The sequence below is a fragment of the Providencia sp. TYF-12 genome, from assembly GCF_041344805.1.
Taxonomy (GTDB): Bacteria; Pseudomonadota; Gammaproteobacteria; order Enterobacterales; family Enterobacteriaceae; genus Providencia; species Providencia huashanensis.
Genome location: NZ_CP166833.1, coordinates 4,500,149 through 4,511,778, shown reverse-complemented (window position 1 = coordinate 4,511,778; position 11,630 = coordinate 4,500,149). Strand labels below are relative to the sequence as shown.

9 protein-coding genes are annotated in these 11,630 nt (G+C 40.1%); 5 read left to right on the top strand and 4 right to left on the bottom strand.

Annotation, left to right across the window (positions count from 1 at the left end; genetic code table 11):
* Positions 1-76 precede the first annotated feature (76 nt).
* Complete coding sequence (locus tag ABE954_RS21185) at positions 77-1,477, bottom strand: glutamate decarboxylase (RefSeq protein ID WP_042846663.1); 1,401 nt, start codon at positions 1,475-1,477, stop codon at positions 77-79.
* 618 nt (positions 1,478-2,095) lie between these two features.
* Between ABE954_RS21185 and ABE954_RS21180 the strand changes: the two genes are divergently transcribed.
* Positions 2,096-3,160: a linear amide C-N hydrolase gene (locus tag ABE954_RS21180; RefSeq protein WP_042846662.1), complete on the top strand. Its 1,065-nt coding sequence runs from the start codon at positions 2,096-2,098 to the stop codon at positions 3,158-3,160.
* 63 nt (positions 3,161-3,223) lie between these two features.
* Here ABE954_RS21180 and metF read toward each other — a convergent pair whose 3' ends face one another.
* Both metF and argE read right to left on the bottom strand, forming a co-directional pair.
* Positions 3,224-4,108 (bottom strand): methylenetetrahydrofolate reductase, encoded by an 885-nt coding sequence (gene metF / locus ABE954_RS21175; protein ID WP_042846661.1) that lies wholly within the window; start codon positions 4,106-4,108, stop codon positions 3,224-3,226.
* Between the two features lie 238 nt (positions 4,109-4,346).
* Positions 4,347-5,510 (bottom strand): acetylornithine deacetylase, encoded by a 1,164-nt coding sequence (gene argE / locus ABE954_RS21170; protein WP_042846660.1) that lies wholly within the window; start codon positions 5,508-5,510, stop codon positions 4,347-4,349.
* A 102-nt stretch (positions 5,511-5,612) separates the two neighbouring features.
* On the opposite strand from argE, the gene argC reads away from it, so the two are divergent.
* The 4 genes from argC to argH all read left to right on the top strand — a co-directional run bounded on the left by argC (position 5,613) and on the right by argH (position 10,212).
* Positions 5,613-6,617 (top strand): N-acetyl-gamma-glutamyl-phosphate reductase, encoded by a 1,005-nt coding sequence (gene argC / locus ABE954_RS21165; protein ID WP_129467214.1) that lies wholly within the window; start codon positions 5,613-5,615, stop codon positions 6,615-6,617.
* 14 nt (positions 6,618-6,631) lie between these two features.
* Complete coding sequence (gene argB, locus ABE954_RS21160; protein ID WP_048605766.1) at positions 6,632-7,408, top strand: acetylglutamate kinase; 777 nt, start codon at positions 6,632-6,634, stop codon at positions 7,406-7,408.
* Positions 7,409-7,452: 44 nt separating this feature from the next.
* Positions 7,453-8,673 (top strand): argininosuccinate synthase, encoded by a 1,221-nt coding sequence (locus ABE954_RS21155; protein ID WP_042846657.1) that lies wholly within the window; start codon positions 7,453-7,455, stop codon positions 8,671-8,673.
* A gap of 162 nt (positions 8,674-8,835) precedes the next feature.
* Positions 8,836-10,212: an argininosuccinate lyase gene (gene argH, locus ABE954_RS21150; protein ID WP_042846656.1), complete on the top strand. Its 1,377-nt coding sequence runs from the start codon at positions 8,836-8,838 to the stop codon at positions 10,210-10,212.
* A gap of 64 nt (positions 10,213-10,276) precedes the next feature.
* Here the strand turns inward: argH and ABE954_RS21145 are convergent, their stop codons facing one another.
* Positions 10,277-10,624: a hypothetical protein gene (locus ABE954_RS21145; protein ID WP_042846655.1), complete on the bottom strand. Its 348-nt coding sequence runs from the start codon at positions 10,622-10,624 to the stop codon at positions 10,277-10,279.
* Positions 10,625-11,630: the final 1,006 nt, after the last annotated feature.

Below are 11,630 nucleotides of genomic sequence, written 5' to 3'. Positions count from 1 at the left end.
ACAGGACTGATCCCAATAGAAGCCAAAGAACATGACATTCTTTGGCTAATAAATAATAGAGCTAATGACTAGCTAATTAACTGTGGTTAAAACCGCCGCCTTCATCTTCTGTTAGCGGTTTATTGACTGGGTGTTTTTCGAAATAATCTAGCGTGCGTTTAAAATCTTCAATTAACAATGCGGCTAAGTCTAAACTTACTCCGTGACGAACTAAGATACGTTGAACAACGAGGTCTTCACGGTTTGCTGGCATTGAATATGCAGGGACTTGCCATCCACGACTACGTAGTTTATCTGCTATGTCATAGAGGGAATAATTGCTGGTGGTCTCGCCTTTTTTCAACTTCCAAGCCAGCGCTGGGATACCTTTTTGGCTATCACCATCGAAAATCATTTCAAATGGACCTAACTTTTCGATTTCGCGGGCTAGGAATTGCGCAGTTGCGTAGCAAGAATTATGAATTTTTGCATAGCCTTCACGACCGAGCCTCAGGAAGTTATAGTACTGAGCGATAATTTGACCACCTGGGCGAGAGAAGTTAAGCGCGAAGGTTGGCATATTGCCACCTAAATAGTTTACATTGAAAATTAATTCTTCAGGTAAGTCTTGCGCTTCACGCCAGACTACCCAGCCTGCGCCTAATGGAGCTAAACCAAATTTATGTCCGGAAGAGTTAATCGATTTTACGCGAGGTAAACGGAAATCCCATTCTAAATCTGGCGCACAAAATGGTGCTAGGAACCCACCGCTTGCACCATCGACATGGATAGGAATATCTAAGCCCGTTTCTTTTTGTAACTTATCTAATGCATCATGAACTGCTTTAACAGGTTCATATTGGCAAGTAAATGTCACGCCTAACGTTGGTACTACACCAATCGTATTTTCATCTACACGTTTAAGCACTTCCTCAGGGTTCATAATCAGGCGGTCGCCTTCAAGTGGGATCTCCCTGAGTTCAACATCAAAGTAGCGGGCAAATTTATGCCAACATACTTGAACAGGGCCACAGATCATGTTTGGTTTGTCTGTTGGCTTTCCTGCTGCTGCACGTTTTTTACGCCATTGCCACTTTAAGGCTAACCCTCCAAGCATTGCTGCTTCAGAAGAACCGATGGTCGAGCAGCCGAGGGTATTTTCTGCATCTGGCGAATGCCAAAGATCCGCTAGCATATGTACACAACGGTTTTCAATTTCGGCAGTTTGTGGATATTCATCTTTATCGATCATATTTTTATCGATAGATAAGTCCATTAAGTCACGAATTTCATCATCTACCCAAGTTTGGCAGAATGTTGCTAAATTTTGACGTGAATTACCATCTAACATTAATTCATCTCGCACTGCACTAAATACATTGCGAGGTTCTTGTTCTTTTGATGGAAATTTAGTTTTTGGTAATGATTTTGATAACTCTAATGACGCATAAACGTCATCCATCCCATTATATTTTGGATTCAATGAACGATTACTCATATTTTAATTTCCTCAATAACCAAGTGGTAATTATGTGATATTTAATATTGAGAGCAATATTAAATATACGCGCTCTTCTTTAAATATCCAAAGATTTAAACTAAAAAAAATTAATTGAATAGCCATTATCTTAATTAGAATGAAATTAAGGTTATAACTATGGCGGATGGGGGGAAGTAATATATTTAATATTGGTTAGGTGTCTTTTTAAGTCATGTTTACCCTGAGATTTTAGCTGCTTAACTCATCATGAGTGAAAATTTTGGGGTTAACTTCTGTAAATTTATTCTTTATGAGTTAGTTTGTCGTTATCTGATGATGCTAATTAGTGTTGGGTTTTTATAACATATTAAATGGATTACATATTTCATAATTGTGATGATTATTAACGAATAATTCAAATTTAGTTTTCATTAAATTTAAATTTAATGTGATGCTCTAAAAAAGATTTAACGCTAAATTCCCCCTTTCTGTTTTATTTTTATATTCATTTTGTTGGATATAAACGCCAGAATGTATTATACCTTAAATAAGTCAGGTTAATTTATTAAATATCATGGGTTTTATTCATCGTAATTATGGTAATAGGCAAATATATTATTTGATAAGGCTGCTAACATGTTAGAAAAAAACACAAATCCTCGCGCGTTTGCTTGTACATCTCTGGCAATCACAGATAAAAATAATTACGTTTATCACGGTAGAACATTAGAGTTCTCTTCAGATGAACCTGAGTCAATTTTAACTTATTACCCGAAGAACCATATTTTTCAGCGTAAAGCCCCTGATGGCTCTTTAGGACTAAAGTATAAAGTGAAGTATCCTTTTATCGCAATTACTGCACCAGTGAGTATTTTAGGGGAAAGGGATGTTCTTGAGGGCGTTAACTCCGGAGGGTTAGCTTTTAGTTTAAATATGATCACAGATTCTGAATTAGCCCCCCTTAACCCCAAAAAATATACTAAAGCAGTACCGATTGCATCAATTGGTGAGTGGGCATTATCTCAATACGCCACAGTCGCTGAGTTGAAAAAAGCGATCCCTAAAACGGCATTTTGGTCACAAAAATTATTACTGCTGCGTAATATGCCAAGCCCTTTTCATTATGCTTTTTATGACAGAACGGGGGCGTGTATCGTGGTTGAAGTATCAAAGGGGGTTTTGCACGTTTATGACAACCCAACTCGCTGTATGACGAATGGCCCTGAATTTCCTTGGCATCTCACTAACCTTAATAACTATACCCAACTCTCAAATGTTGATGTGTCATCAAGCACGTTAGGTAATATGAAACTCTCCCAGCCTGATAGCGGTATCGCTCTTGCTGCAGTGCCAAATGCTGACACCTCTGTTGGGCGGTTTGTTCGGGCAGTTTATTATTCAACTTACTATCATAAAGTATCAGACCCCAATGTTCAGCTCGTAGAATTAGGGCACGTCATGAATAAATTTGACCGGCCTAAAAATGCCTCTGTTGATCCATTATTAGGGGAAGATGATATCTTCAAGCTTTACCTAACCGAGTTTTCAGTTTGGACAGTATTGACTGATTTGCAGCGGGGGATACTCTTATTTAGAGGGTATAACAATTTAAATTATCAAAAATTTACGATAGAACAATTTGAGAATGAACAACAACCCGTATTCATTCACGTTAATGTTCCTAACCCAGCCTTGGTTTAGTCTATTTATAGGGTGAGGGGCAACTCGCCCCTTTAATTTACTTATGTGCTGTAAACTCGCCCTTTAAGGCCTAACTCCTAACGTATGACAGATTGCATAAGTAAGTTCAGAGCGGTTAAGGGTATAAAAATGGAAATCTTTCACGCCTTCTCTGCTCAAAATTTTGACCATATCCATGGCGATTGACGCACCAACAAGGTTACGGCTTTCAGGGTCGTTGTCTAACCCTTCATACATTTTGCTCATCCATGCGGGAATGCGTACATTGGTTAACTTGGCAAAACGCTCTAACTGACGGAAATTAGAAACGGGTAAAATACCTGGGACGATTTCAACGTCGATACCCGTTGCAACGCAGCGATCGCGAAAACGGAGGTAGCTTTCAACATCAAAGAAAAATTGGGTGATTGCACGGCTAGCACCTGCATCAATTTTCTTTTTAAGGCTAATTAAATCTGCTTGGGCACTTTTCGCTTCAGGGTGAACCTCTGGGTAAGCAGCGACTGAAATATCAAAGTCGGCTTCACCTTTTAATAGTTCAACCAAATCAGTTGCATACATATCGGGTTTATTGCTGTTATCGGGTAGGTCGCCACGTAGAGCTACAATATGGCGTATACCATTATTCCAGTAGTCACGTGCAATGCCTTTTAATTCATCACGGCTCGCATCGATACAGGTTAAATGAGGGGCTGCAATTAAACCTGTTTTATCTTTGATATCTTTAATAATGCTATGGGTTCGATCGCGTTCACCTGAGTTGGCACCATAGGTCACTGATACAAATTTAGGTTTTAAGGTTTTGAGTCTATCGATAGATTTCCAAAGTGTTTGCTCCATCTCTTCACTGCGAGGTGGGAAAAACTCAAATGAAACATTAATTTGGCCATCTAATTCAGCTAAGTTTTGATTTAGCGCTTCGCGCTGGTTTGCGTGAAAAAAACTCATACCCTGTAACCTCGCAATTTGCAGACTCATTATTATCTTTGTGAGTTATGATCTTTATAAATAATCACATCCATGTACGCGTCTATACGTTTAGACGGCTAAATAGAGATTACCGGATATTGGTCGATAGTCAACCCTTAAATTAAATATAGACGCTGAGGTTTTTTCAAAGGTAACAGGAAAAAAATTCATGATAAAAACGCATGGCGCTAAATATAGCCATGCGTTTTTAAGGCAATCATTGATTTTGTTTAGTAAAACAGAAGTGTTCTATCATTTGGCTAATTAGCTGACGAGTCGGTTCTATAAAACGCATATCAATAAACTCATCAGGTTGGTGTGCTTGCTCAATCGAACCTGGGCCAAGTACTAAGGTCGGGCACAGTTCTTGAATGAATGGCGCTTCAGTACAGTAATTTACGGTATCTGCTTTTTGCCCTAGTAACTGTTCAATCACAGCAACCATTTTGTGATCTGTTGGGCATTCATAGCCAGGAATTGGTGGATGCATTGATTCTATTGCTATACGGCCTGGCCATTTGGTGCTGACAGGCTCAAGGGCATGATTTAACATTTCATCCAGATCTTGCAATGTCAGCCCTGGTAGTGGGCGAATATCCATATGCAACTCACAACAGCCGCAGATACGGTTTGCCGCGTCCCCTCCATGAATGTGCCCAAAGTTCATAGTTGGGTATGGAATAACAAAAGCAGGGTTATTAAAACGCTCTTTCAATGTATTTCTGAGCGTCATCAAATGAGAAATTGATTCATGCATTAATTCAATCGCATTAACACCACGCTCTGGGTCACTGGAGTGCCCTGATTGCCCAGTAATGCGAATGGCGTTCGATATATGCCCTTTATGTGCTCGTATAGGTTGTAAAGACGTAGGTTCACCAATAATAGCAAAATCAGGGCGTAGTGCTGTGTTAGCCGCAAAATAACGTGCACCTGCCATTGACGTTTCTTCATCAGCAGTTGCTAAGATATGCAGTGGGCGTTGGAGTTTTGTTAAATCCATATCTCTTAACGCATCAACAATAAAGGCGAAAAAACCTTTCATATCTGCGGTACCAAGCCCATATAACTTACCATCGTGCTCAGTCAGCTCGAATGGGTTTTTACTCCAACGGCCCTCATCGAATGGTACTGTGTCGGTATGGCCACATAACATTAGCCCACCGTTACCCTCACCGATAGAAGCGAGTAAGTTGTATTTATCACGTGTTTCCGGCACAGGTTGGATGTTAACCGAAAAACCGAGAGTTTCTAACCAACCACCTAAAAGTTCCACAAGGGCTTTATTGCTTTGATCCAAATGAGAATCAGTCGCACTAATCGATGGAGTGGCAATTAATTGACGATAAATCTCAATAAATGCAGGTAATTTAATATTCACTGTTGACAGCCTTTATCCATAATAGTATCAATATTCATGCACTTTATTTGAATAAAAATACACATTAAACTGTTTGGGTCACGAGTACAAGGTAGAAAGCATATGTTGAACACACTCATTATCGGGGCCAGTGGCTATACTGGAGCAGAATTAGCCGCTTATTTGCAGCGTCACCCTGAAATAAATCTTCAGGGATTAATGGTTTCTGCGCAAAGCGCAGATGCAAATAAACGTTTTTCTGATTTGCATCCTCAGTATAAGGGTATTATTGACCTTCCGGTACAGCCATTAACTGATGTTGCAGAGGCTGCGAAAGGTATTGATGTTGTTTTTCTCGCTACTGCACATGAAGTGAGCCATGACATCGCGCCTCAATTTCTTGATGCGGGTTGTGTGGTGTTTGACTTATCCGGTGCTTATCGCGTTCAAGACCCTGCGTTTTATACGCAGTACTATGGCTTTGAACATACAAATACCGAATGGTTAATGCAAGCGGTTTACGGTTTAGCTGAATGGCAGGCGGATAAAATTCGACAAGCTCAGTTAATTGCTGTTCCGGGGTGTTATCCGACGGTGTCTCAGTTAGCGCTGAAGCCATTAATTGATGCGCAATTACTGGATGACGCAATGTGGCCAGTAATTAATGCAACTAGCGGTGTTTCAGGTGCGGGCCGTAAGGCATCGATGACCAACAGTTTTTGTGAAGTTAGCTTACAGCCATATGGCATCTTTACGCATCGTCATCAGCCAGAAATTGCGACTCATTTAGGTCGGGATGTCATTTTCACTCCTCATCTGGGCAATTTTTCACGAGGAATATTGGCGACTATCACCTGCAAAGTAAAAGCCGGTGTGACCGCAGAGCAGGTCGGTAAAACTTTTAAAGAGGCATATCAAGGCAAACCGTTAGTCCGTTTGTATGAAAAAGGTGTTCCAGCATTGAAATCAGTTGTTGGTACGCCATTTTGTGATATCGGCTATGTATTGAAAGGGGAACACCTGATTTTAGTCGGTACAGAAGATAACCTGCTTAAAGGTGCTGCTGCACAAGCCGTTCAGTGCATGAATATTCGTTTTGGTTTTAATGAAACTCAGTCATTATTTTAATAAGGATCAAACCCATGCAACCCTTAGTGATTAAATTGGGCGGAGTGTTACTTGATAGCACCGAGGCACTTGAAAAGTTGTTTACGGCAATCCAAAGCTATCGCCAGCGACATCAACGTGAGCTAGTGATTGTTCATGGTGGTGGGTGCTTAGTAGATGAACTAATGCAAAAACTACAATTACCTGTCGTGAAAAAACAAGGGTTGCGTGTCACGCCTGCAGACCAAATCGATATTATTACGGGTGCCTTAGCGGGAACAGCTAATAAAACCTTGCTAGCGTGGGCGATAAAATATCAGTTACCTGCGGTAGGTTTGTCGCTGGGTGACGGTCAAAGTGCCATAGTGACTCAATTAAATGAAGAGCTAGGGCATGTTGGAAACGCAAAGCCAGGTAACTCTAATTTATTGAAATTACTTTTGAATTCAGGTTATTTACCAATTGTTAGCTCGATAGGGGTCACCCCAGAGGGTGAATTGATGAATGTGAATGCTGACCAAGCAGCCACCGCTATCGCGCAAGCATTAAATGCAGATCTGGTTTTACTGTCTGATGTGAGCGGTATTTTGGATGGTAAAGGCCAGAAAATTGATGAAATGACGACACAAAAAGCCCAAAAATTAATTGAGCAAGGCATCATCACTGATGGAATGATTGTTAAGGTGAATGCTGCACTTGATGCCGCAACGGCCTTACAGCGCTCGGTTGATATCGCAAGTTGGCGTCATGCAGAACAACTTCCTGAGCTGTTTAATGGGACAGCTATCGGAACTCGGATCTTGGCATCATAAATGAGCCATGGAAATAAATATTAATTGAGCGGAATAGGTACGTTATGAAAAAGGGCATTAAAAAAATCGTATTAGCATACTCAGGTGGTCTCGATACATCGGCAATTATTCCATGGTTGAAAGAAAACTATGATGACTGCGAAGTGGTTGCTTTCGTTGCTGACGTAGGGCAAGACAGAGAAGACTTAGTCGGTGTTGAGAAAAAGGCTCTGCAATCAGGCGCATCTGAGTGTTACGTTGTTGACCTGCGCGAAGAATTCGTTAAGGAATATATTTACCCAGTTCTTAAAACAGGTGCGTTATACGAAGGTAGTTATTTATTAGGTACCTCAATGGCTCGTCCTATTATTGCAAAAGCCCAAGTGGAAATTGCCTTAAAAGTAGGGGCTGATGCGGTTGCCCATGGCGCAACAGGTAAAGGGAATGACCAAGTACGCTTCGAAAGCACCTATACTGCGCTTGCGCCGCAATTACAGGTGGTTGCTCCATGGCGTGAGTGGGATCTTCGCTCACGTGAGGCGCTGCTCGATTATTTAAAAGAGCGCAATATCCCAACGACTGCTAGCCTTGAAAAAATTTATAGCCGTGATGAAAATGCGTGGCATATCTCTACAGAAGGTGGTGTATTAGAAAGCACATGGAATGCAGCAAACCAAGACTGCTGGGTATGGACAGTTGACCCACAAGATGCGCCAGATGAAGCTGAACTGGTGACCGTGGGCGTGAAACACGGCGAGGTAGTTTCAGTTAATGGTAAAACATTATCTGCACTAGGTTGCCTAGAAACACTGAATACGCTAGGGGCAAAACACGGTGTTGGCCGTATCGATATCGTTGAAAACCGTTTAGTCGGCATGAAATCTCGCGGTTGCTATGAAACCCCAGGGGGCACCATTATGATGGCGGCTCTGCGTGGCGTTGAGCAATTAGTTCTGGACCGCGATAGCTACAAATGGCGTGAGCAATTAGGCTTAGAAATGTCTTATGTGGTTTATGATGGGCGTTGGTTTGCGCCATTACGCCATTCGCTACAAGCTGCGGCAGAATCATTAGCACAAGATGTCACCGGTGAAGTTGTTCTGAAATTATATAAAGGGCAAGTCACGGCAATTCAGAAGAAAGCGGACAAGAGCCTATATTCTGAAGAATTCGCCACATTTGGTGAAGATGAGGTATATGACCATAGCCACGCAGGCGGGTTTATCCGTCTTTATTCCCTGTCTTCACGTATCCGTGCGTTGAAAGAACAGAATAAAGCTAAGTAACCTATACTCGTCATACTTCAAGTTGCAGTGGCGTTGATTGTACACATTGACTTGTCGCTTAGCTGCACCTCGAATTATTGGGAATATAACAGGCTAGATCCCCGGCAGCGTTCAGTGCTGTCGGGAGCAAAACTTATTTTATCAATCAGGTAGGGATTAGTTATGGCACTATGGGGTGGGCGTTTTAGCCAGCAAGCGGATCAACGGTTTAAACAGTTTAATGATTCACTGCGTTTTGATTATCGCTTGGCGCAACAAGATATTATTGGCTCAGTCGCATGGTCAAAATCATTAGTCACCGTTGGTGTACTGACTGAGAGCGAACAACAATCTTTAGAACAAGCGCTAAATGCATTGTTAAAAGAAGTGCAAGATAACCCTGAAATTATACTGCAAAGTGATGCAGAAGATATTCACAGCTGGGTTGAAGGTAAACTGATTGATAAAGTTGGTGATTTAGGTAAAAAATTACACACAGGTCGTAGTCGTAATGACCAAGTGGCGACAGATTTAAAATTATGGTGTAAAGACCAAGTCGCATTATTATTAGAAGCGGTCACTGAGCTACAAAAAGCATTAGTCATCACAGCCGAAAATAACCAAGACGCAGTGATGCCAGGCTATACTCATTTACAACGCGCTCAGCCCGTGACATTTGCCCACTGGTGTTTAGCTTATAGTGAAATGTTAGCGCGTGATGAAAGCCGCTTAAAAGACACACTAAAGCGTCTAGACGTTAGCCCATTAGGGTGTGGTGCATTGGCGGGGACAGCGTATGATATTGACCGAGAGCAACTTGCCTCTTGGCTTGGTTTCGCATCTGCGACACGCAATAGTTTAGACACCGTTTCAGACAGAGATCACGTACTCGAATTATTATCTGATGCCAGCATTGGCATGGTGCATTTATCGCGTTTTGCTGAAGATTTAATTTTCTTCAATAGTGGTGAGGCAGGCTTCGTTGAGTTATCTGACAAAGTAACCTCGGGCTCTTCATTAATGCCACAAAAGAAAAACCCAGATGCACTCGAATTGATCCGCGGTAAATGTGGGCGAGTTCAAGGCGCATTAACGGGTATGATGATGACGTTAAAAGGGTTACCGCTTGCTTATAACAAAGACATGCAAGAGGATAAAGAAGGCTTATTTGATGCATTAGACACATGGTTAGATTGTATGCATATGGCAGCGTTAGTCCTTGATGGTATTCAAATTCGTCGCCCACGTTGTGAAGATGCAGCAAAACAAGGCTATGCAAATGCGACTGAGCTGGCGGATTATTTAGTAGCGAAAGGCGTTCCATTCCGTGAAGCGCACCATATTGTGGGTGAAGCGGTTGTTACTGCTATTGCTCAAGGTAAAGCATTGGAAGAAATGGCATTAAGTGATCTGCAAAAATTCAGTGATACTATTCAATTGGATGTGTATGAAATTTTATCGCTGCAATCATGCTTAGATAAGCGGTTAGCAAAAGGTGGGGTATCTCAGAAGCAGGTGGCGAGTGCGATTGTGGAGGCAAAAACAAGGTTGGGGCTTTAATCGGTCATTGTCACCAGAAAATGGGGGGTAGCATGACTACCCCTATTCCCATAACACAGTTCTATTAAATATATTTAACGGTTAGCATGCCTAGTTGTTTCTCCTCGTTAACCCAATTGTATGAATATTCATTTCTGCCATCATTAATAACCTTCCAGCCACTTTTTTGAGTAATATTATTTAGCTCAATACTCTCGGTGGTTAATTCTGTATTATTATTCATACAATGTAATTTAATCTGTGTCTCACTGATATCATTTGTACAATTCGGATGGACAATTGCGCCATAGAAATTAATGGTGCCAGAATCTTGATTCTGAGCGGCATAAGCACTAAATATACTAGAGGCTGTCATTAATAATAAAGCTGTTATTGAACAATGAAATACTTTTTTCGCCATTGAATTTTTCATAATAGAATCCTATAATTTAATTTTGTTTAAAATCAGTTTGTTATATTATCTTGGTTATTTAATAAAAAAGTCGTTTAATGATTATGCATGTTGTACTGATAATAGTGCATGGCCTTTATCTTCATTAGTCCATTTAAATTGGTAAGTGCTATGGTTATTATCTAATTTTTCTACTCTGTGGATTTTTGCTCTTTAGAGAAATTAATTTTGCTTGTTTCTGTTTTATTTTTTCATTATTAAAATAATTTAAATTTGTTTTATTATTGATGTCACAAGTACAGGGTGAAGCAAAAATAGCAGCTTTAAAATTAGTTGTTGTTTGATTCTCTTTAGTTTATACATTTGCTGTGAATAATGAAGTAGGGACTAAAGTTAACGCTAATACTGAAGAGATATTTTTAATAGTCATGATATTAACTCCTAATTTAAAGTCTATATGGTTTGGTTGATTTTAATTTGTTCATGTCTTGCTATGGGAAGAATTATAAAACGAAAAACGCGCCAAAGGTGTAAATTTGAAAATTCAAATGTGTGGAAATATAATAGAAATAGGGGTTGTATAGAATCTATCCTGTTTAATGTCCTATAGCAGATTTTTTATTATCATCTATTAATTTGTCTTTTTTGGTGTTTAATGTTCTGAGTTTGTGGTTTTGGTTCTCTTTTTGATGGTTTAATCTGCTGTGATTTTTTTAATAGTGACAGCGAGTAGAGCTCTATTTATATATAAAGTAGTCAGGTTACATTGAGATTTTGAATTAACTTTCAAACAGAAACTTACAAAGATTAATAATAAATGAAAACAAATATAACAAAATGTTTCTAAAAAAAGGCTAGCCAAGCCCATTTTTAAACTTTTGGAGAGTAAAGCTACCTTGTTTTTCGAGCTATTTCGCTTAAAACTACATTGTGATTAATATAAATGTTTCAATATTACATCCAATTATATTGGAACTCCCCAAATTGATGTTTGACGTCTTTATTTTTGCTTGCTTGCCCTATTAGT